Genomic DNA, 21,636 nt, shown 5'->3' with positions numbered 1-21,636 from the left:
TTGTGGGCGGCGGATAATGTCGCACCCCGTCCCATGCCGATCCCTGCTGTCCGCGCCCCATCACGATCATCGCTGCCTCCCCTCTGCATGCTGGAAGCGGTTAACCCATCCGGATCAACCGCTCCCAACCCAACCTCAGCCCTTGGGCATCTTGAACACCCAGAGCGAACCGCCCTGGTTGATATCCTTGAAGCTCTTGGCCACTTCGCCGCCCCACAGCGGCACGGCGCCGCCCCAGCCGGACATGACAGCGACATATTGCTCGCCATCCTGCTCCCAGGTGACGGGCGAGCCGACCACGCCCGAACCGGTCTGGAACTTCCACAGCTCCTTGCCGGTCTTTGCGTCGAAGGCTTTCAGATAGCCCTCGGGCGTGCCGGTGAAGACCAGATTGCCCGCAGTGGTCAACACACCGCCCCACAGCGGAGCCTTGTTCTTATACTCCCAGACGATCTTGCCGGTCTTGGGGTCCATGGCGCGCAGCGCACCGATATGGTCCTCGGCGATGGGTTTGATGGTGAAGCCCGCGCCAAGGAAGGCGGCGCCCTTCTTGTAGCTGATGGGCTCGTTCCAGATGTCCATGCCCCAGTCGTTGGAGGGGACGTAGAACAGGCCGGTGCCCTGATTGTAGGCCATGGGCATCCAGTTCTTGCCGCCCAGGAAGCTGGGCGATGAGAACACCGAGGCGCCCTTGGCATCGCCCTGAGGCGCGCCGGGGCGACCGGCGGCGATGACGATGGGCTTGCCCTCTTTGGTGAAGCCTTCCGCCCATGTGGTCTTCATCACGAAGCGGCTGGCGCTGATGAACTTGCCATTGGTGCGGTCCAGAACGAAGAAATAGCCGTTGCGATCGGCCTTGGCGCCCAGCTTCATCGGCTTGCCGTTGATGGTGGCGTCGAAGGGGATGAACTCGTTCACGCCGTCGAAATCCCAGCCGTCATGCGGCGTGGTCTGGAAATGCCATTTGATGACGCCCGTATCGGGGTCGATGGCCAGGGTCGAGGCGGTGTAGAGGTTGTCGCCCTTGCGCAGATGGCTGTTCCACGGCGCGGGGTTGCCGGTGCCGAAGTACAAAAGGTTGGTGTCGGGGTCGTAGGTGCCGCCCAGCCAGGTGGCGCCGCCGCCGGTCTTCCACTGATCGCCCTCCCATGTGGCGTTCAGCTTGCCGGTTATGCCGTTGTCCTTGCCGCGCAAGGTGCCCATGTTGCCTTCGACCACCGGGCGGTGCCAGATCAGCTCGCCGGTGTTGACGTCACGCGCTTCCACCGCGCCGACGATGCCGAACTCGCCGCCCGAATTGCCGGTGATGACCATGCCATGCACGATCAGCGGAGCAGCCGTGGCGCTGTAACCGGCCTGATAATCGGCGATCTGCTTGTTCCACACCACCTTGCCGGTGTGGCGGTTCAGAGCCACCAGACGCGCATCCAGCGTGGCGAAGATGATCTTGTCGCCATAGATGGCGGCGCCGCGGTTCACCACGTCGCAGCAGGGCATGATGCCGTCGGGCAGGCGGGCTTCGTACTTCCACTTCTGGTCGCCGGTGCGCGCGTCAAAGGCAAAGAGGCGCGAATAGGAACCGGTGACATAGATCGTGCCGTCATAGACCAGCGGCTGCGATTCCTGTCCGCGCTGCTTCTCGCCACCCAGCGAGGCGGCGAAGGCGGGGACCAGCTTGCCGACATTCTCGGCGTTGATCTGCGTGAGCGGGCTGAAACGCTGGGCGCGTGGGCCCATGCCATAGGTTAGCACGTCGCCGGTGGAGTTGGCGTCGTCCATCAACTGCGCGTCGGTGGGGCCAGCGGGGGCGGCGCCAGCAGGCGCCGGGGCGGGGGCATTCTGGGCCATCAGCGGGGCGCTGACGCCGCCCAATGCCAGCGTGATGGCGGCCAGTCCTGCCATCGAACGCCTGAAACGTTCCTTCATGATCATCTCCCGTTTTGGTCGTTTTGGGCGTGGTCAGCGCCTCGATGAACAGAGTATGATTTGGGCCGAAGTGAACAATTGAACCTTGGGTCGGGTGGGTTTCTCAGGCAGCAAGGGCCGGGGTCCAGCTGACGCCGTAGCGCGCAAAGATCGCCTTCAGCTCGCCCGATTTCACCATGGCATCCAGCAGCCCCTCAATGGCGTCGCCCAGATTGCGGCTGTTTTCCTTCACCGCCATGCCGATGTCCCAGCCCGGCGACATGAAACCCGGCAGCGGCATGCTGCGCAGCGCGATGTTGCCCGGCTTGGCCGCAGCCAGAGCGCTTTCCACCTGCGCTTTGCTGGCAAACACGCCATCGGCCTTGCCCTCGGCCAGCGCCGAGGCGGCATCGAAGCCCATCGGGAAATGGAGCACATCCTTCGCCAGCACCCCGTCGCTCGTGCCCGAAAGATAGGAATCAGGGATGGAGTCGATCTCCACCGCCAGCTTGCGGCCCTTGTATTGGGTGGGGGCCGCGTTGCAGTCGATCTCGCCCTTGGCGCAGGCGAACTGGAAGCTCTCGCGGTAATAGGGGGCGACGATGGCCACCTGATCGACGCGCGCGGCAAAGCTTCGGTCGAACGGCACATGCAGCATCACATCGGCGGGCTGAAAGCCCAGCAAGCCGCCTTTCCACACGCCATTGCGCAGATCGGCCTCCACATCGTCGCCCGGCATCAGCTCGGCCAGATCGACATGGACGCCCAGCGCCTTGGCCAAAGCCGTGCCCAGATCGGCATCGATGCCGAAGAGCTTGCCGTCCTGCCGCCAGGACCACGGGCGGTTGTCCTTATAGACCGCCACCCGCAGCACGCCGAGCGCCTTGACCTTGGCCAAGGGTGCAGCATTCGCCGCAGCGGGCGCCAAGCCCAGTGCGGCGAAAGCCAGCGCCTGCATCACGAATGCGCGCCGATCCTGCATGGGATCAGTCCTGATGCTTGGTTTCGAGCCAGGCGCGGATCGCCCAGCCAGCCTTCTGCCCCAGCACCTCGCCCATGGGCGGCATATAGACCTTGCCGTCATGGCTGGAGCCGTGCTGATAGCGGTTGATGAACCATTCATCGCCCGTGTCGCCCAGCTCCAGATAGCGTAGATCGGGGGCGATGCCGCCGCTCTGGGCCTCAAGGCCATGGCAGCGGGCGCAGTTCTGGCCATAGGCGCTCTCGCCGATCTTGATGGCGGTGGCATTGCCGCGATAGGGATTGTGCTGCAGCCAAGCCTCGCCGATGTCGGGCAGAGCCGAGGTGTCGACCGCCTGAGGGGTGACATTGCCATGCGCCATCAGCGAAGAACCGACCGACGTGACAACAACAACGGCGGCGGCCAGCGTGGCCATGCGACCAAGAATTTTCATCCTCTAACCTCATCGATTGCGTGTTTTGTTGCGCACAATTCTACGGTGTTGCGCGGGGCCGCCCATAGACCTTTGGTACAATCCCAAGCCTGCGGGAGGGCGCCTAGAAAGATGCCCATGAGAAGGATGATCACCCTGCTGGCTGCCGCCTCGGCATGTGCTTCAACGACCTGCTTTGCCGAGACTATCTATGTCTCGAACGAGCGCGGCGACAGCGTCAGCGTGATCGATGCTGCCACGCTGAAGCCGCTGGAGACATGGAAGATCGGCGCGCGCCCGCGCGGCATTGTCCTTTCGCGGGACGGCAGGTTTCTGTTCATCTGCGTCGGCAACGATCATGCGGTGCAGATGATCGATCGCTCCACAGGCAAGGTGGTGGCCGATCTGCCTTCTGGCGAAGACCCCGAGCAGCTGTTTCCCTCACGCGATGGCAAGCTGCTGTTCGTTGCCAATGAGGATAATGCGGCACTGACCGCCATCGATATCGCCACGCGCAGCGTCGCCTTCCAGATCCCTGTCGGCAAGGAGCCCGAGGGCGTGGCGCAAAGCCCCGATGGCCAGTCGCTGGTCGTCACGTCCGAGGATGGCAATGAAGTGAGCTGGATCGATCTGCCCAGCCGCAAGGTGATCGCCACCATCGACACCGAACTGCGCCCCCGCCATGTGGAATTCACCGCAGACGGCAAGCAACTGTGGATCGCGGCGGAAACTGGCGGCGTGGTGCAGATCGTCGATACCGCCAGCCATGCCATCATCGAGACGCTGCATTTCGCGCCTCCGGGCGTGAAGGACTATCAGGTGCTGCCCTGCGGCATCCGCTTCACGCCCGATGGCAAGACGGCGGTGGTGGCGCTGGGGCGGGCCAATATGGTGGCGCTGGTCGATGTCGCCACGCGCAAGGTGCGGGCCTATGTGCCGGTGGGCAAGCGCGTGTGGCATCTGGCGATCAGCGCTGATGGTACGCGCGCCTACACCGCCAATGGCGTCTCCGACGATGTGACCGTGGTGGACCTTGGTACAGCCAGGCCGGTGGGCACAATTGCCGCAGGTGCAGGCCCATGGGGCGTTGCGATCGCGCCCTGACCTGTCCTTGACCAAAAGGACGAGAACCTAAGTTCAATACCGGGACAAAGCCGCCCGCGTCACTCTTCCAACAGGCCGGAAAACCGGCCGGGACATGGGAGGATGATATGAAAAAGCAGGTGATCCTGAGTGGCTGCGCTATGGCCTTGGCACTTGCGGTCGGGGCGACCGCAACGCCCGCCATGGCAGGCTCCAACGCCGAGCTGCTCAAGCGACTGCATGAAAAAGGCATCCTGAGCGACGACGAATACCAGTCCCTGCTGGCCGGCGATAAGGCTGATACCGCCGCTGCCGCTCCGGTGGCTGCTGCCCCTACCGCTCCCGCCGCTGCGCTGGATGACAAGCGCCTGATCCACATGACCGACAGCGGCGTGGGCATGGAGGTGGGCGGCGTGACCTTCAAGGTTTCGGGTCAGGTCAATGGTTTCTACACCCATGACACCGGCCAGACCCCCGGCGCCAACACGGCGGTTGTCGGCGGCGTGGTGGCAGCGGGCGGCAACAGCAGCTCGATCCGCAACGGTCTGCTGCCCGGTTACCTCAAGTTCGACATCACCACCAAGCAGGCGGGATGGGACATCGGCGCGCATTTCGGCATGTATCCCGGCATCAACAGCGCCACCTATGCCAGTGGCGGCGGCGCCAACAGCGGCGGCCAGAACACCGCGCTGCAGACGGCGGGCATCGACTTCCGCCAGACCTATATGACCGTGGGCCGCGCCGGGATCGGCGAATTCAAGCTGGGCCGTGACATCGGCCTGTTCGGCTCGGAAGGCATTCTCAACGATATGACGCTGCTGGCGGTGGGCACGCCCGGGGGCAATGTGGCCCCGGCCAACACCTCGCTGGGGCGCATTGGCGTGGGTTATATCTACACCGATTTCCAGCCGCAGATCACCTATACCTCGCCCAAGATTTCCGGCTTTACCGTCAGCGCGGGCGTGTTCGAGCCGCTGCAGTCGCTCACCGGTCCGGGCGAGACCAGCGCCTCGCCGGGCTTTCAGGGCAAGATCACCTATGACGGCAAGTTCAGCGACGTGACCCTGCGCGCCTGGCTCTCGGGCATCACGCAGCGGCATAACCGGCTCGATGGCGTGAATTACACCGGACAAGGCTTCGATACGGGCGCCAAGATTGGTTACGGTCCGCTGACCCTGACCGGTTATTACTACCGCGCAGCTGGCCTTGGCACCACCGCGCTCAACCTGTTTGACACCGATGCGACGGGCCATCGCCGCGACAGTGAAGGTTTCTACCTTCAGGGCATGGGGACGTTCGGCAAGTTCTCGCTGGGTGCCAGCTATGGCGAGAGCAGCCTCTCCTATGCCAACAGCAGCGATGCGCTGGCCAATCCCACGCTGATCAAGAAGAACAGCAGCTGGGTCGGGCAGGGGCGCTACAGCCTGACCAGCTGGGTGACGCTGATCACCGAATATGTCCACACCACCTCGCAGGCGCATAATGGCAACAAGGCGCAGGGCGACACGGTGGCGGCAGGCGCGATCCTGTTCTTCTAAAGACCAATACCGATACGATTGGCGGCGTTCTATCCCATGATGGAACGCCGCTTTCTCTGCGCCGAACCTATAAAACAGAGAGTATGCCATGAACGACGAGCTGTATCCGGTCCCCGACAGCTGGGCGCAAGACGCGCTCTACGATGCCGCCGCCCGCGCCGCCGCCCATGAGCGCTCTCTGGGCGATGCCGAGGCCTATTGGCTGGAACAGGCCAAGCGCCTCGACTGGATCAAGGCCCCCACCAAGGCCAGCCGCAGCAGCTTCAACGAAGCCGATTTCGGTATCGAATGGTTCGCCGACGGGCAGCTCAATGTCGCCGCCAACTGCCTCGACCGCCATCTGGCCGAGCGTGGTGATGCGGTCGCCATCATCTGGGAACCGGATGATCCGAAGGAAGAGCCCCGCCGCTACACCTATCGCCAACTCCATGCCGAGGTCTGTCGCTTCGCCAATGTGCTGAAGGACGCAGGCGTGCGTCGCGGCGACCGCGTCACCATCTATCTGCCGATGATCCCCGAGGCGGCGATGGCTCTGCTGGCCTGCGCGCGCATCGGCGCGATCCACTCGGTGGTCTTCGGCGGCTTCTCGCCCGAGGCGCTGGCCGGGCGCATCACCGATTGCGACTCCAGCGTGGTCATCACCGCCGACGAAGGGCGCCGGGGCGGCAAGCGCATTCCTCTGAAAGCCAATGTCGATCAGGCGCTGACCCATTGCACCAGCGTGCGCCATGTTATCACCGTGCGTGCCACCGGCGGGCAGGTGGCCATGCAACCGGGCCGCGACATGTGGTACGATGAAGCCGCCGCCACGGTGGAAGCCGACTGCCCCGCCGAAACCATGAATGCCGAAGATCCGCTGTTCCTGCTCTACACCTCGGGCTCCACCGGCAAGCCCAAGGGCGTGGTGCATAGCAGCGCAGGCTATCTGCTCTGGGCCAGCCTGACGCACGAATTGTGCTTCGACTATCGTCCCGGCGAGATCTACTGGTGCGCTGCCGATGTCGGCTGGGTCACGGGCCACAGCTACATCCTCTATGGCCCGCTGGCCAATGGCGCGACCACGCTGATCTACGAGGGCCTGCCCAACTGGCCCACGCCATCGCGCATCTGGGAGGTGGTGGACCGCCATCAGGTCCAGACGCTGTTCACCGCCCCCACCGTGCTGCGCGCCCTGATGAAGGAGGGCGACCATCATGTGGAAACCACCAGCCGCGCCAGTCTGCGCGTGCTGGGCAGCGTGGGCGAACCCATCAACCCCGAGGCCTGGCGCTGGTATCACCATACCGTGGGACAGGATCGCTGCCCGATCACCGACACCTGGTGGCAGACCGAAACAGGCGGCGCCATGATCGCCCCCATGCCCGGTGCCACCGCCCTGAAACCCGGCAGCGCGACCCTGCCTCTGCCCGGCGTCGATCCGCAGATCGTCGATGGCGAGGGGCATGTGCTGGCTGGCGCCTGCGAGGGCAATCTGGTGATCGCTCGCAGCTGGCCCGGCCAGATGCGCACCGTGTGGAACGACCACGCGCGCTTCTTCCAGACCTATTTCAGCACCTTCCCCGGCAAATACACCACCGGAGACGGCGCCCGCCGCGACGCGGACGGCTATTACTGGATCACCGGTCGCGTGGATGACGTCATCAACGTCTCGGGCCACCGCATGGGCACCGCTGAAGTGGAGAGCGCCCTTGTGCTGCACGCCACCGTGGCCGAGGCGGCGGTGGTCGGCATGCCGCATGACATCAAGGGGCAGGGCATCTATGCCTATGTCACACTCAACACCGGCGAGCAGCCCAGCGAGGAACTGCGCGCGGCTCTGACGCGCTGGGTGCGGACGGAAATCGGCCCCATCGCCACGCCCGATGTGATCCAGTTTGCCGTAGGCCTGCCCAAGACCCGCAGCGGCAAGATCATGCGCCGCATCCTGCGCAAGATCGCCGAGGGCGAGGTCTCGCCTCAGGCTCTGGGCGACACCAGCACGCTGGCCGACCCATCCGTGGTGGAGGATCTTGTTCGCACCCGTCTGGCAGCGGTGACGGTATGAACGCCCCCGCGCAGCGCTACAACCGTGGAGCGCGTCTGCTGCATTGGACGATCGCGCTGCTGATCATCGCCAACATTCTGATCGGCATCGCCCACGCCTATGTGAACAAGGATTGGCCGGTGATCCCGCTGCACAAGAGCATCGGTCTCACGGTGTTGGCGCTCACGTTGCTGCGCATTGTGTGGCGTTTGACGCATCGCCCGCCAGCTTTGCCTGTACAGATGCCTGGCTGGGAAAAGGGGGCGGCGCATGGGCTGCATGGCTTGTTCTATGCCCTGATGCTGGTGTTGCCGCTGACAGGCTGGGTGATGAGTTCTGCCGGGCAGTATCCACTGCGCTGGTTCAACCTTTTCGCCGTGCCGAAATTCGCGGTGGCGAAAGGCAGCGCACTGGTTGAGGTTTCACGCGGTTCGCATGGGGTGCTGGGGTTGGTGTTCGGTGCGCTGATCGTGCTGCATATGGCTGCGGCGCTGCGGCATCACTTTGTGCTGAAGGATGGGATTTTGCAGAGGATGATCGGATAGTTCAAGCAGGCAAAATCCAGAAAATCGGTGCGCATGTTTGAACAGAGGAAGGCGGCAGCTCCTCACCGCTGGACACTGTCATCCCATCGCGTTAGATCGTCCTGGAAATTGTGCAGGATTTTCAGGACTTATGCCAATATTGAGGTTTCTTCGGCAGAAGGTATCGCTGCCGGTATCATCCTTAATGTTGATTGGTGTTTTCCTTTACCTGTGTTTTTACCTGTTGCTTCAGCCCCGGGATAATTTTTCAGCCTATTGGGCACCGGAAGTCAGGGTTGGACACGATCAGTCCGGCTCAATCGATCTGAGGCAGGGCGGATTGGTCACAGCATTGGAGAGCAATGCTCTGCCCATCCGGCTTGAGGACATCGCGATCCGGGACAAGATCGATCTGCCGCTGCAGGGCGGGGCGATCGCGAAAGCGGGCCACGACCTGCTCCTGCTGGACAGGCTGGGTTCAACATGGCTGGTTTCGGGCGGGGGCATCAGGCCGAGCGGATTGCCCAAGCTGCCGCTGAACGTCGATGCGTTTGTCAAGCATGCGGCATTTCCTCTCGACCCGTCCAGCCTTCAGGCCCATGACATCAAGGTGAGATCCCAGAGCGGGCAGGTCTATGCCTCTTTCGAAGCCTATGATGAGGCATCGGGGGCAACACGCTTCACGCTGGCCCGCTCCAAGGGCTGGCCCGGGCCTCACCCTTCTTGGGAGATCATCTTTCAAGGGCCCTTGCTGCACAGTCAGGAGTTTTATTCCGGCCGCGCGGGGGGCGGGAAACTGGCGTTCAAGGACAATGCCCTGATCTTTGCGATCGGCGATTACAATCTGGATACGAGCGCTTTTCCTGTGGCTCAGGATCTCGGCAATCCCTGGGGCAAGATTTACAGCATGGATCTGGCCTCGGGGCGGGTCGAGCTGGTCAGTCGCGGACATCGTGTGCCTCTGGGACTGGTGGTGGCACCCAATGGCGACATTTGGGAAACCGAGAATGGCCCGCGAGGCGGCGATGAATTAAACCGGATCATCAAGGGCCGTAATTATGGCTGGCCGTTCGAAACATCAGGGCAGAACTATTTTTCCTACGTTTATCACAAGCCCGGAAGCCTAGGGAAAGCGCTTGCCGACACGCTGGGCATGAAGCCATCTTTCGAAGATCCCGTTTATGCCTGGGTTCCGGCGGTGGCCGTGAGCCAGATCGTCCTTCTGAAGGGCTTCGATCCGGCGTGGGATGGTGATTTTCTGGTCGGTTCTTTGAAAGGCCAGAGCTTGTACCGTATTCGGATCAAGGACGGGCGTGTGCTTTTCAGCGAACCCATCCGCATTGGCCACAGGGTGCGCGATATCGTGCAGGATGGGCCTCGCATCATCATCTGGACGGATGAGGGGACGCTGCTGGTGTTAAGCCGTGATCAGGGGGTGAAAAACCAAAGCTTCCCATCTCTTTTGGATCATCAGGACAGTAGTCTCGCGGAATGCACCAATTGCCATACGTTATCCGGCGATCAATCGACAGACTTTGGTCCTGCACTGGCTGGTGTTTACGGACGAAATATCGCTTCGTCTGACTATCAACATTATTCGCCAGCACTCAAATCCATGAGACAGGGTGTGTGGGATGAGCAGATATTGCGGCAGTTTATCAAGAATCCGTCCTCCATCGCTCCTGGAACGACCATGCCCATTCTGGGCGTCCCCGAGGACAGGCTGGATAACATCATGGCGGCCTTGAAGCGCCGCAAGGCTGGATCATGATAGAGTACCCAGCCCGGAATTTTCCGGGCTGGGTGGTTTCGTAAGGTGTCAGATGATCCCACCCGGCTTGAAAACGCTCTAGCCGACGTTGTCGATCCGGGGCAGCAATCTGCTCTCCAGTGCCGGATAAAAATGCGAGACGCTGCGCTGCAACTCATACCGCCCTGCGGCCATGACAGACAGGGGCGCGGGGATCGCCAGCTCTCCGGCCTCAACCATATCCAGCCCACTGCGCACGGCGTCATTCAAAGACGTGTCCAGCCAGTCGATCCAGTCGCGGGTCTGGGCGATGGCTTCTCGGCCAGAGGGATCGAAAGGTCCATGCCCCGGCACAGCGCATTTGTGAGGCAACTTCTCCAGCATTGCCAGACTCTCGCGCCAGCGGCTCAGATCGGCGGTGGGGGTGGCGGGGGCGCGGCGGTGGAACAGCAGGTCTCCGCCGATCAGCGTGCCGGTCTGCTCGTCCAAAATCGCCAGATCGGCAGAACTGTGGCCGGACAGAGCCATCAGGCGCAGGGTTCGGCCTGCGAAATCTTCGTGGTCGACGTGGATCGGCAGGCCGGGCAGCTTCAGATCGGTGCCGCGCATCCAGTCGTCGAGCAGGCGGTACATGCCATCGGAAAAACCCTGACCGTCGCGCTGGATATCGGCGATGGTGCTGGGCAATGCGGCCACGATCTCGCGCGGAAAAGCGCCAAGCCCCATGGCATGATCGGGATGGAGATGCGTGATATAGACGCGGATCACCTTGCGACCCGTCAGCTGCTCGGCGGCGGTTTTCAGCGCCTCTCCATAGCGCAGCGAGGGGCCGCTATCGACCAGCACCGTGCCTGCGGGCGTGGCGATGATGGTGATGTTGGCGATGGCACCGCCATTGTCGCGCTGGATCGGCTCGTCAGCGCCGGCGACCATCCAGATGCCATCGGCAATGGGAATGGGGTTAATCGGATAGGTCAGGGCCGCCCATGTCGCGGCACCCATGGCAGCGGTGGGAACCGTGGCGGGGACGCTGGCGATCAGGCCGCCCAGCACGGCGCGGCGCGAGAGGGTCATGATGCAGGCACCGTAACGGTTGCTGTATAATCGCGGCCATTGGTGTCGCGGGCGGCGATGGTCATCGCCTCGCCCGTGGTGGCCATGGGCATCAGGGTGAAGGCGGGGTCTTCGGACATGGCGGCCCAGATCTCCATCGTGCCCAGCACCTTGCCTGCCGAGGACAGGCTCAGCGTTTCAAGGTTGTAGGTCGGGATGTTGGCGACAAAGCCGGTGTCCATCGGATGGCGGATGACGAAGCGCAGGCGTGCGGCGCCATGCTCGCCCGGCCATGCGCCGCCGCGAATTTCGCCCAGATGCTGCGCCCAGTCGCCGCGCACCCGGCTGACCGGAGGCGCCGAGCAGCCGCCGCCCGCCGCATCGACCCAGGCGCCGTTCACGAGCCATGTGCCATCGGCCATTTGCACCGCGCCGCGCACCGGCGTGCGCTGGTCCAGCTTGATGCGGATCGCCAGATAGGGCGCGGCGGCAATCGGGCGGTAATCGGCGGCCAACGGGATGGGGTTGAGATCTGCGAAGATCACCATGCGTTTGACCTCTCCCAAGCCGCGCGCATCAAGCGCCACGGGGAAGCGGTGCTGATCCTCGGCAATCTGCGGCATGGAGAGTTTGAGAGCGGGTTCGAAACGCACCGGATCATGCTCGAAGATCATGCGTGCATGGGCCTCCCACATGGGCGAGCCCAGCGGATCGGCAGGATAGGCCGTGCTGGCGGCTTGTTCTGTCATGTCCTTCTCCCAAAGTCCGTGGTTACAGGAGGTGGGGGCCTGCTACCATTGCACCTTGGGTCTGGAGGGCAGGCGATGCAGCGCAGAACAATCCTGGCGGGGGCCATGTTGCTGGTGCCGGCTGTCATCCATGCTGCGCCGCCCGATGTTGCAGCATCGGAACCTCTGTTCAATGCGGACGGCTATCGCATCAGCCATTATCGCGGCCCCGTGCCCGCCGCGCCCGAGGGCGTGCAGCGCATCACGGCTGAAGAGGTGGCATATTTGCGGGATCGCGCCTTGCTGATCGATGTGCTCCCGGCAGAGGGCGGGCATCGCGATGAGGATGGCACATGGCATCTGGCCATGCCCCGCCCCAGCATCCCGGGCGCGCACTGGTTCCCCGAGGCCGGGCGCGGAGAGCTGTCGCCTGCTATTGCGCGCTGGTTCGAGCATGGCATTGCGCGTCTTTCCTCGGGCGATCGGCAGCGGATGATCGTCACCTTCTGCCTCGCCGATTGCTGGATGAGCTGGAATGCTGCGCGGCGCTTGCATGCTCTGGGCTACCGCAATGTTCGCTGGCTGGCCGAGGGGACGGATGGCTGGCGCGAGCTTGGCCTGAAGTTGGTCGATGCTGCACCCGAGCGAAACTGACGCCCGGCTGCAAGCTTTATGCATCCCTTATTCACGGCGCTGATGCGAAAAAAGGGGCAAGGGCACCTTCTCATAACATCGCGGTCTTGTTCCAAAGACCAATTGTGAGCAGGCGCGCTTGCGGCGAAACCGGAGCACAAGCCCGGGCCTGCGCCGGGGAGAAAACGATAAAATTTCAGGAGAAATCTGATGTCCATGCGCCTTGCGCTTGCTGCTGCTACCTTGGGTCTTTCGCTGGCGGCCATGCCGCTGACCGCCTCGGCCAAGGAAATCGTCGTGCATATGAAGAACACCGGCGCCGAGGGCGCGATGGTCTTCGAACCCTCCTTCGTGAAGGCCGCCCCCGGTGACGTGATCCATTTCGAGCCCACCGATGCTGCGCACAATGCCGAGAGCATTCCCAGCCTGCTGCCCGCCGGCGCCTCGGCCTTCAAGGGCGTGATGGGCAAGGATGTCTCGGTGACGGTCAGCAAGCCGGGCCTTTATGGCGTGAAGTGCATGCCGCACTACACCATGGGCATGGTTGCACTGATCCAGGTCGGCAAGGTGACTCCCGCCGAAATCGCCGCCGCCAAGGCCGTGAACCTGCCCCCCATGGCCAAGAAGCGCATGACGCCGCTGCTGGACAAGGTGAAGTAAGCCACAGGCTTTTCGTCGGGTTATAAAGCCCTCCCTTGGCGCCCGTTGGGGGGCTGCCGGGGGAGGGTTTTTATTGCGCCGCCAGCAGCTTGGCGAGCAAGTCAGACAGCACCTGCCGTTCTTCCGCCTCCAGCCCGGCAACGATAGACTGCTGGTTGGCGACATGCAGGCCAACCAGCCTGTCGATCAGATCCAGCCCCTGCGCGGTCAGCGCGACCAGCGTGCCGCGCTTGTCCTGCGGATTGGGGCGGCGCTCGACAAGGCCGGCCTTTTCCAGCCGGTCGATGCGGTTGGTCATGCTGCCTGAGGAGATCATCGCCGCCTCATAGAGATCGGTCGGCGTCAGGGCGAAAGGCGTGCCACTGCGGCGCAGGGTGGCCAGCACATCGAATTCGCCCGGTTGCAGCCCATGCTGCGCGAAAAGCGGGTTCAGCCTTTCGCGCGCGGTGACCAGCGCCGCCTCGGCCAGACGGCCCAGCAGCATCATCGGTCCGGTCTCCAGATCGGGTCTTTCGCGCGCCCATTGCGCGGCGGCCTGCTCGGCTCGGTCCATGATGCCTCCATATATCTTGACGTAGAGATAAATAACTCTATATCAAGATACACCGGTGACGGGTTTGCTCGCAAGAGTGCCTTGTCACACGCGGAGAACCATCATGTCTGCATCTTTGCCCCGCCGGGCGTTGTTTCCGGCGCTCATCCTGCTTGTCGGTCTTAATCTGCGGCCGATCTTGGCCTCGATCGGGCCGCTGCTCGATCAGATCCAGTGCGATACGGGGCTCACCGACAGTCAGGCCAGCCTGCTCACCAGCCTGCCGGTGATGCTGATGGGCTTGTGCCTGCTCGGCGCGGCGCGGGTGAGGGCGCTGCTGGGCGAAAGGGGCGGGATCGCTCTGGGGCTGACGGCGATCATGCTGGCCTGTCTGGCGCGCTGGCAATGGGCTACGGTGCCCGCCTTGCTGGTCACGGCCGTGATCGGCGGCTTTGGGATTGCGATTGTGCAGGCGCTGATGCCCTCTTTGCTGCGCCATCACGCCGGAGACCGCGCCCCGGCGATGATGGGCCTCTATTCCACGGCGATCATGGGCGGGGCAGCATTGGCCAGTTTTGCCGCGCCCCGCATCGCATCAACTCAAGGCTGGCTGGTTGCGACAGGAATCTGGGCCTTGCCTGCCGTGCTCGCCATAGCCGCGTGGTGGCTGGCAAGTCCGCCCCCGCAGAAGGCCCCGCAAGGCAGCACCGCCACAAGGATCTGGGGCAATCGCCGGGCCTGGCGGCTGCTCGGCTTTTTCGGGCTGGGGACCGGGGCCTATACGCTCGTGCTGGCGTGGTTGCCGCCTTACTACACCGGGCTGGGCTGGTCCGCGCGGCAGGCAGGCGCCATGCTGGCCGCCCTGACGCTGGCCGAGGTGGTAGCGGGGCTTGCCGTTTCCTTCGGCGTCGGGCGCTTTGCTGACCGCAGGCCGATGATCTTGCTGGCCATTGCGGCTTTGTTGGCGGGAATGCTCTGCCTGTGTCTGGCGCCTTTGACGCTGGCTTGGGCGGCGGCGGGGCTGGCGGGGCTGGGGATCGGGGCGTTGTTCCCGCTCGGCCTGATCGTGGCGATGGATCACGGCGAAAGCCCTGCGCAGGCCGGGCAGATCGCGGGCTTCGTTCAGGGCGGAGGCTATCTGCTCGCCGCTCTGTTGCCGCTGCTGGCCGGGGTGATCCGCCAGAACCTTTCCGACCTGACCCCGGCATGGTGGCTGATGGCGGCGCTGTGCCTGCTGCTCGCCGTGCTGGCCGCTGGTCTGCGCCCCGGCGACCGCCTTTCCCCGCTTCCCCTTTACGGAGCCTGATCCCATGTCTTTCTATACGGTTGGCACCCGCACCAATTATTACTTCAGCCATGGCGAGGGGCGGCCTGTGCTTCTGCTGCATGGCATCAGCAATTCGGGGCGGGCATGGGCGCCGCAAGTGCCTGCTCTGGTGGAGGCCGGTTATCGCGTGATCGTGCCCGATCATGCCGGGCATGGGGCTTCGGGGGCTTTGGATGGACCATTCGGTGTGTCTGACATGGCCAATGATACGCTGGCTCTGCTCGATCATTTGCAGATCGAGACGGCGGATATGGTCGGCCTGTCGCTGGGCGGGATGGTGGCGCTGGAGCTGGCTTTGCGCAGTCCTGAACGTTTCGGGCGGCTGGTGGTGGCCAACAGTTTTGCCGCCACCACGGCGCCGCAATTCAAGGCGATGGCGCAAAGCTGGGCCGCGATTTTCGAGCAGCCTCACGGCCCGGTGCTGAGGCTGGAGCAGAACTGGCCCTCTCTGGTCTCGCCCGCGTTTCAGGCGACAGCGGAGGGCCTGCGCACCTATCAGGTCTGGCACGGCATCGCGGCAAGTGCCGATGGTCCCTCGCTGGCCCATGTGGCCCGCGGGATCACGGATTTTGACTGCCGCGAAAGGCTTGCCGATCTGGCTCATCCTACGCTGTTTCTGGCGGGCAGCGAGGATCGCATGGCGACGCCAACGTCGATCAAGACGATGGCTGACCTTGCGCCACTCGGCCAGTATCGAGAGGTCGAGGGCGCCTCACATATCGCCAATGTCGACAGCGCACAGGCCTTTACGGGCCATATGCTGGAGTTTCTGAAGCAGGCCTAGGCGGTCAGTCGAGTATCCCGGCGCGCATGGCGATGGGCCAGCGGATGGTGCGCGGCGCGTCGGGATCGCCCCACAGGGCCAGCAGGTCTTGGGAAAAGGCGTCCAGCAGCGCTTCCTTGCCTGCCTCACGCGCATTGCGCACCGCCGACCATGTCGAGGTATAGCCCAGCAGCGCGTCAGCAGACCATTCCCTCACGATGTCGATGCGGGGTGGGGGCAGTTCGCGGAAAGGAAAGTCGATACCGCGATAGCCTTCATCGACCAGCCGCCGTTCGGACGGCCAATAGGGGCCAATCTCGGCGGTGTAGAAGTGCTGGAAACGGGCGTTCAGATCGGGACCGAGCTGCATCACGCCATAGGAGATCAGCGCCAGCACCGCGCCGGGCGCGGCCACGCGCTGCGCCTGCGCATAGAAACGCGGCAGATCGAACCAATGCGCAGCCTGAGCTGCCGTGATCAGATCGGCGCGCTGATCTTCAAGGCCAAGGTTTTCAGCGGGCGCCACACCATAGGTCACGCGCGGATGAGCCTCTGCATGGGCGATCTGCTCGGCGCTGGGGTCGAGGCCGATGACGCTCTCGAAAGCTTCAGCCAGTTGGCGCGTGAACTGGCCGTTGCCGCATCCCACATCCAGCGCCAGTTTCCGCGAAGGGGCGATGTCGGCCAGATGGGAGGCCAGCTCCGGCGGATAATCGGGTCGATAGCGGGCATAGGCGGAGCCGCCCTGGTCGAACCAGTTCCGTGTTTCAGAGGCGATGGTGCATCTCCTTGAAAATATGGGCTGGCCCTATCATGCCAAGCCCATCGGAACCAGTTCGACCATCGCCTGCATCAGCAGGTGCGGAAGGCGCCATCCTTCGTCAGGCAGATGGTGACTTCAGTGACGGTACCATTGCGCGTGCTCACCCGCAGACCGGCAGGCGTCATGCCATGATTGGCGGCCAGAAAGGCCTTGGTGATCGCGGGAATGTCATTCTTGCGCAGGATCGCATTGGCGCGATAGGCCGCCGGAATGGTCACCGCCGCCACATCCTTGCTGGAAAGCTGGAAATAGGCCGTGGGCGTCAGGCCCGAGCAGGTGCCATGCTTGGGCCACTCATGGTTGATCAGCGAGGGATCGGCATAGATCGGTCCCCACTGCTGGCGCTGATCGGCGGTGAGCGCGGGGCCGTCGCAATTGCTGGGATAGTCGCCGCCCTCAAGCTGGGGCCACAGGCCGTGAAGCACGAAGCCCTTGGGGGCGCGGCATTCATCGGCATGGCCGGTGGTGGTGGCGCAAAAACCCGGCTCCCAGCTGAGCGCCAGCACGTAATAGTCGAAAGCGCCGGGCGCGCGCTTGCCGACATCGCCTGCTTGAGCGCCACCGGGCAGGGCCATCGCCAGAGCGGCAGAAAGGGCCAGTGTTGCAAGGCCTCGGCTGTTCGTCATGATCTGCAGTCTCCACGGGTGAGGGGCCGCACTAAAGCTGTGTGATGTGGAGATTTCAAGACACCACAAGTCACTGGGGCTTGGGCTGCCGGATCTTCTTCCAATGCACGCGGTAGAGATCGAAACGCCGGTCCTTCAAATTCTGCACTGCGCCCGATTGGCGGCTTTTCAGCAGATCGGCCAGCGAGACATCGGCAATCGCGATGGTCTCGGTGTTGGGCGCCGTATCGGCGGCGACGCCATCGCGGGCGAAAGGGAAGTCGGAAGGGGTCAGGATCGCGCTTTCGGCGTAATGGATGTCCATCGCCTCCACATTGGGCAGATTGCCCACCACGCCCGACATGGCGACATAGCACTGGTTCTCCACCGCGCGGGCATGGCAGCAATAGCGCACGCGCAGATAGCCGCGCCGCTCATCGGTGCAGAAGGGCACGAAGAGCATCAGCGCCCCCTGATCGACCAGATGGCGCGCGAGTTCGGGGAATTCGGAATCGTAGCAGATCATCACGCCGATGGGGCCGCAGTCGGTCTGGATGGCATTGGCGCCATAGCCGCCCTTGATGTTCCACCAGCGCGCCTCCGATGGCGTGGGATGCAGCTTTTCCTGAGAAAAGGTCGCTCCGTCGCGTAGGAAGACATAGCTGATGTTGCGGATTTCTTCCTTGCCGCGATCGTTCTCGATCTGGGTGGGATGCGATCCGCCGATGATGTTGATGTTGTAGCTGACCGCCATCCTTTCCATAAAGGCGCAGAAGCGGTCCCGATAGGCGGCCACCTTGCGGATCGCGTCGATGGGCGAGAGCTTGCCCGCATCGATGGACAGCAATTGCAGCGTGAACAACTCGGGAAACAGCACGAAATCGGCCTTATAGTCCGATGCGACGTCGATGAAATATTCGACCTGCTCCTCGAATTCCTCGATGGCCGAGATGCGGCGCATCTGGAACTGCACCGTGGCGATCCGCACGCTGGCGGGCAGGCGGCCATGGGGCGCAAGCGTGCGCGTGTTGACCGCCTGAGGGGCCAGCGGGTTGGCCCAATACATCAAGATGCCGTGGCCCATGCTTTCATGGTCGACAGGCAGGTAATCCTTCAGCACGCGCAGCGGCTCATAGCCCTGGTTCATCTGGAAATTGATGACCGTGTCGCGGATGCGCTTGTTCTGCACCGCTTCCAGATAATCCTTGGGATCGGGAAATTCGCGGCGGCGGCGGGCATAGCCGGGCATGCGGCCGCCAAAGGCGATGCCTTTCAGCTCGAAATGCTCGCACAGTTCCCGGCGCACACGGTAGAAGCGCTGGCCGATGCGCAACCGGCGGAAGCGCGCATCGACGCAGACCTCCATCCCATACAGCACATCGCCATCCGGATCATGGCGGGAGGCATAGCCATTGCCGGTGATCTCGAACCAGCTGTGGGGTTTGAGCGCGACCTTTTCGGAGATGATGAAAGTGGCGCAATGACCCGCGATCTGCCCCTCATATTCGGCGACCAGCTGGCCATCGGGGAATTTGTTGATCTGGGCGCGGATCTGTTCTTCCGTCATCGATCCCGCATGGCCGTAAACGCGTTCTGACAAGGCGGCGATGGCGTGGCTGTCCTTCAGCCGGGCCTTGCGGATGATCAGCTTGGGTGCGGTCGACACGTGGCGGCGATCCTTTGCGGATAGATGGTGCGGGCAAGCGACAACACCGGGCACAATCACCTTTGGGCCGCCTTTGGTGAGATAACCCGCGAGGCCGCGCTAAGTTGCCTGTTTTGCGCCTTTAATCGACATGGAGCGCCTGAAGCGTGGCGCGCACCGCCTCTTCCAGCGGCGTATGAGGTTCCTCGCCCAGAAAGCCGACCAGCTTGCGGTTGTCGAGCCGCAGCGGCTGCTGCCAGAGATAGCGCATCTTGACGATCTCGCGCGGGGTTTCCTGAAACAGCCCGGCAAGGCGCAGCAGCCACCAGGGCAGGGGGCGCACCGGCAGCTTGCGGCCCAGCGCATGGCGGATGGCCTCGATCATGGCGGTGCCATCGGCATCCCAATGGCCGGTAAAATGGAAACGGGCGAAGGGTTCCAGATCGTCGGCGCGGTCCAGCAGGCGGGCGATGGTCTCGGCGGCATCGGGCAGATAGGCCCAGCCATGGCCGATGCCCTTGGCGCCGGGGCTGGTGATGGCAGCGAGCCGCTTGCCCGGCGTCACCAGCCCCTGACCGAACCAGTTGTTGCCCGGCACCGGCCCGAAGAAATCGCCCATCCGCAGGATCAGCCCTGGCACGCCATCATGGCTGGCGACTTCCATCCGGCGTTCCATCTCCGCGCGCAGGCGGCCTTTTTCGGTGAGCGGGTGCTGCGGAGCGTCTTCCCGCACCACAGGAAAGGCGTCAGGCCCGTAATTGTAGACCGTGCCGGGCAGAACAAGCCGCGCGCCAACGGCTCGAGCCGCCGCGATGCTGTTGTCGATCATCGGCAGCACCAGCCGGTTCCAGTCGCGATAGCCCGGCGGATTGACCGCATGGACAATCACCTGAACGCCCTGAGCCGCCCGCAACACATCCGCCGCGGCCATGGCATCGCCCTTCACCCAATGGACGCCTTCAAGCGCCCCTTTGGCGGGATCGCGCGCCATCGCCACCACCTGCCAACCATGGCGCAGCAGTGCCGTGGTTGTTTCTCCGCCGATCCCGCCTGTCGCGCCCAGAACCAGAGCTTTCTTCCCGCTTTGCATCGCCTGTCTCCTTGCTGTTGCGCCAGATATGCTTCGGGACTAGTCGAGAGAAAATTGCCTGATTGCTTTCATCAGCTGAAAGGTTTTTGATGAACAAAATCATCGATTGGGAGGATCAGCGCGCTTTCCTTGCCGTGCTTGAGGCGGGCAGCCTCTCCGCTGCCGCACGGGCTATGGGCGTGGCGCAGCCGACGATGCGGGCGCGGATCGAGGCGCTGGAACAGGCGCTGGGTGTGGTGCTGTTCACCCGCTCCGTGCGCGGGCTGGTGCCGACCGAGCAGGCCCGCGCGCTGAAAGACAGCGCCGCCGCCATGGCCCGCGCCTCAGAGGCCTTTGTCCGCGCCGCCTCGGCCCCGCCCGGAGAGGTGGCGGGGGCGGTGCGGCTCAGCGTCTCCGATATGGTGGGGATCGAGGTGCTGCCCGCCATGCTCGCCTCTCTGCGCGAGAAGCATCCGGGTTTGATCCTTGAGATCGTGACCAGCAATGCCTCGGCCAATCTGCTCGATCAGGAGGTGGATCTGGCGGTACGCATGCATCCGCCGAAGCAGGCGGCGCTGGTGGCGCGCAAAGTGCCGGCGATCCCGCTGGGCCTGTTTGCTCATCGCGACTATCTGGCGCGGCGGGGCATGCCCCGCACACTGGCCGATCTCAACACCCACGATATCATCGGCCCGGACCGCAGCCTTGCCGACCAAACCTATATGGCGCAGCTGTTTCCCGATCTGCCCCATGACCGCGTGACCATCCGCACCGACTCCCATCCCGCGCAACTGGCTGCAGCGCGCGCGGGTCTGGGCATTGCGGTGATGCAGACACCGCTGGGGCAGCGTGATCCGGCCTTGCGCGCGGTGCTGCCCGATCTGTCGATTGCGCCTCTGGAGACATGGATCGTCACCCATGAGGATCTGCGTCATGTGCCGCGCGTGCGCGCCGTCTTCGACCATCTGGTGGCCTGTTTCGACGCTTACGGTTCCTGAACCGGCATGCCCAGACTGAAGAAGGTGCCCTCGCTCCACAGGCCGATGGTGCCATCAGGAGAGGCCGTTTCATCCAGCGCCAGATTGGCCAGTTCGTAATAGACCGGGCGCCCGATCAGCGCATCCAGCCCCCCGCGCACATGCAGATAGAGCCGCGCGCCATGGCCCCGGTCCTCAAGGCTGAGCCGATGATCCGGCCCGGCCACCACCAGATCGCCGACATGCGTGCGGAAGGCCAGACGCCGTTCTTTGCCTTCGCCCTCGCTTTTCATCTCGACCACCACAAAGGGCGCATCCTCGACCGCGATCGACAGCTTCTCCACCGGCGTGACCAGCACATGGCTGCCATCCTCCTCGCGGCGCAGCACGGTCGAGAACAGGCGCACCATGGCCGGGCGCCCGATGGGGGAACCCTCATGCAGCCATGTGCCATCGGCCAGAATACGCATGGCGCTGTCACCGCAATGGGGCGGGTTCCAGTTTTCGACCGGGGGCAGCTTGCCCTCATCGGCGAGCCTGGCGATCTCGTTCAGCGTCAGGCCGATGATGGCCTCGGGCGGATTGGTCATGGCACGTGGCCCTC

At 63.7% G+C, this 21,636-nt stretch carries 21 protein-coding genes; 10 read left to right on the top strand and 11 right to left on the bottom strand.

Annotated features, from left to right (window positions below; genetic code table 11):
• Positions 1–135: 135 nt before the first annotated feature.
• The 3 genes from HGK27_RS10970 to pedF form a co-directional block, all read right to left on the bottom strand.
• Complete coding sequence (locus HGK27_RS10970; protein WP_206240558.1) at positions 136–1,926, bottom strand: methanol/ethanol family PQQ-dependent dehydrogenase; 1,791 nt, start codon at positions 1,924–1,926, stop codon at positions 136–138.
• Between the two features lie 103 nt (positions 1,927–2,029).
• Entirely contained in the window at positions 2,030–2,887 is an 858-nt protein-coding gene (locus tag HGK27_RS10965) for a substrate-binding periplasmic protein (RefSeq protein ID WP_206240557.1), read from the bottom strand.
• A 4-nt stretch (positions 2,888–2,891) separates the two neighbouring features.
• Entirely contained in the window at positions 2,892–3,320 is a 429-nt protein-coding gene (pedF, locus tag HGK27_RS10960; protein WP_206240556.1) for a cytochrome c-550 PedF, read from the bottom strand.
• Positions 3,321–3,446: 126 nt separating this feature from the next.
• Between pedF and HGK27_RS10955 the strand changes: the two genes are divergently transcribed.
• The 5 genes from HGK27_RS10955 (at position 3,447) to HGK27_RS10935 (ending at position 10,238) form a co-directional block, all read left to right on the top strand.
• Positions 3,447–4,403, top strand: a complete 957-nt coding sequence (locus tag HGK27_RS10955; RefSeq protein ID WP_241127378.1) for a PQQ-dependent catabolism-associated beta-propeller protein — start codon at positions 3,447–3,449, stop codon at positions 4,401–4,403.
• Positions 4,404–4,510: 107 nt separating this feature from the next.
• Positions 4,511–5,920 (top strand): porin family protein, encoded by a 1,410-nt coding sequence (locus HGK27_RS10950; protein WP_206240554.1) that lies wholly within the window; start codon positions 4,511–4,513, stop codon positions 5,918–5,920.
• A gap of 88 nt (positions 5,921–6,008) precedes the next feature.
• On the top strand, positions 6,009–7,964 hold the full coding sequence (gene acs, locus HGK27_RS10945) for an acetate--CoA ligase (RefSeq protein WP_206240553.1): 1,956 nt from the start codon (positions 6,009–6,011) through the stop codon (positions 7,962–7,964).
• Entirely contained in the window at positions 7,961–8,488 is a 528-nt protein-coding gene (locus tag HGK27_RS10940) for a cytochrome b (protein ID WP_206240552.1), read from the top strand. Before acs ends, HGK27_RS10940 begins: the two co-directional genes overlap by 4 nt.
• 130 nt (positions 8,489–8,618) lie before the next feature.
• A complete protein-coding gene (locus HGK27_RS10935) occupies positions 8,619–10,238 on the top strand; it encodes a PQQ-dependent sugar dehydrogenase (protein WP_206240551.1) in 1,620 nt (539 codons plus the stop codon).
• Between the two features lie 78 nt (positions 10,239–10,316).
• Here HGK27_RS10935 and HGK27_RS10930 read toward each other — a convergent pair whose 3' ends face one another.
• Positions 10,317–11,291, bottom strand: coding sequence for a quinoprotein relay system zinc metallohydrolase 1 (locus HGK27_RS10930; RefSeq protein WP_206240550.1), 975 nt, complete (start codon positions 11,289–11,291; stop codon positions 10,317–10,319).
• Entirely contained in the window at positions 11,288–12,019 is a 732-nt protein-coding gene (locus HGK27_RS10925; RefSeq protein WP_206240549.1) for a quinoprotein dehydrogenase-associated SoxYZ-like carrier, read from the bottom strand. Before HGK27_RS10925 ends, HGK27_RS10930 begins: the two co-directional genes overlap by 4 nt.
• A 75-nt stretch (positions 12,020–12,094) precedes the next feature.
• Here HGK27_RS10925 and HGK27_RS10920 point away from each other — a divergent pair, with 75 nt between their 5' ends.
• Together HGK27_RS10920 and HGK27_RS10915 are read left to right on the top strand one after the other, a co-directional pair.
• Complete coding sequence (locus HGK27_RS10920) at positions 12,095–12,652, top strand: rhodanese-like domain-containing protein (RefSeq protein WP_407674614.1); 558 nt, start codon at positions 12,095–12,097, stop codon at positions 12,650–12,652.
• Positions 12,653–12,841: 189 nt separating this feature from the next.
• Positions 12,842–13,291: a pseudoazurin gene (locus tag HGK27_RS10915; protein WP_241127034.1), complete on the top strand. Its 450-nt coding sequence runs from the start codon at positions 12,842–12,844 to the stop codon at positions 13,289–13,291.
• 70 nt (positions 13,292–13,361) lie between these two features.
• Here the strand turns inward: HGK27_RS10915 and HGK27_RS10910 are convergent, their stop codons facing one another.
• The gene (locus HGK27_RS10910) at positions 13,362–13,844 is read right to left on the bottom strand and encodes a MarR family winged helix-turn-helix transcriptional regulator (protein WP_206240548.1); all 483 of its coding nucleotides are present in this window, start codon (positions 13,842–13,844) and stop codon (positions 13,362–13,364) included.
• 103 nt (positions 13,845–13,947) lie between these two features.
• Here HGK27_RS10910 and HGK27_RS10905 point away from each other — a divergent pair, with 103 nt between their 5' ends.
• Together HGK27_RS10905 and HGK27_RS10900 are read left to right on the top strand one after the other, a co-directional pair.
• Positions 13,948–15,129: an MFS transporter gene (locus HGK27_RS10905; RefSeq protein WP_206240547.1), complete on the top strand. Its 1,182-nt coding sequence runs from the start codon at positions 13,948–13,950 to the stop codon at positions 15,127–15,129.
• A gap of 4 nt (positions 15,130–15,133) precedes the next feature.
• Complete coding sequence (locus tag HGK27_RS10900; protein ID WP_206240546.1) at positions 15,134–15,934, top strand: alpha/beta fold hydrolase; 801 nt, start codon at positions 15,134–15,136, stop codon at positions 15,932–15,934.
• A gap of 4 nt (positions 15,935–15,938) precedes the next feature.
• On the opposite strand, the gene HGK27_RS10895 is transcribed toward HGK27_RS10900, so the two are convergent.
• The 4 genes from HGK27_RS10895 to HGK27_RS10880 all read right to left on the bottom strand — a co-directional run bounded on the left by HGK27_RS10895 (position 15,939) and on the right by HGK27_RS10880 (position 20,076).
• A complete protein-coding gene (locus tag HGK27_RS10895) occupies positions 15,939–16,691 on the bottom strand; it encodes a class I SAM-dependent methyltransferase (protein ID WP_206243046.1) in 753 nt (250 codons plus the stop codon).
• Between the two features lie 74 nt (positions 16,692–16,765).
• Positions 16,766–17,362, bottom strand: a complete 597-nt coding sequence (locus HGK27_RS10890; protein ID WP_206240545.1) for a ribonuclease T2 family protein — start codon at positions 17,360–17,362, stop codon at positions 16,766–16,768.
• A 70-nt stretch (positions 17,363–17,432) separates the two neighbouring features.
• Positions 17,433–19,007, bottom strand: a complete 1,575-nt coding sequence (locus HGK27_RS10885) for a carbon-nitrogen hydrolase family protein (protein ID WP_241127032.1) — start codon at positions 19,005–19,007, stop codon at positions 17,433–17,435.
• Positions 19,008–19,128: 121 nt separating this feature from the next.
• A complete protein-coding gene (locus tag HGK27_RS10880) occupies positions 19,129–20,076 on the bottom strand; it encodes an NAD(P)H-binding protein (protein ID WP_206240544.1) in 948 nt (315 codons plus the stop codon).
• A gap of 89 nt (positions 20,077–20,165) precedes the next feature.
• Between HGK27_RS10880 and HGK27_RS10875 the strand changes: the two genes are divergently transcribed.
• Complete coding sequence (locus HGK27_RS10875; RefSeq protein ID WP_241127031.1) at positions 20,166–21,053, top strand: LysR family transcriptional regulator; 888 nt, start codon at positions 20,166–20,168, stop codon at positions 21,051–21,053.
• Here HGK27_RS10875 and HGK27_RS10870 read toward each other — a convergent pair.
• Positions 21,041–21,622: a DUF1285 domain-containing protein gene (locus HGK27_RS10870; RefSeq protein ID WP_206240543.1), complete on the bottom strand. Its 582-nt coding sequence runs from the start codon at positions 21,620–21,622 to the stop codon at positions 21,041–21,043. The two genes, HGK27_RS10875 and HGK27_RS10870, sit on opposite strands and share 13 nt — an antisense overlap.
• Positions 21,623–21,636 lie beyond the last annotated feature (14 nt).

Origin of the sequence: Novosphingobium terrae (genome assembly GCF_017163935.1) — a bacterium.
Classification (GTDB): Bacteria; Pseudomonadota; Alphaproteobacteria; order Sphingomonadales; family Sphingomonadaceae; genus Novosphingobium; species Novosphingobium terrae.
This window is presented reverse-complemented; position numbering and strand designations above follow the sequence as displayed.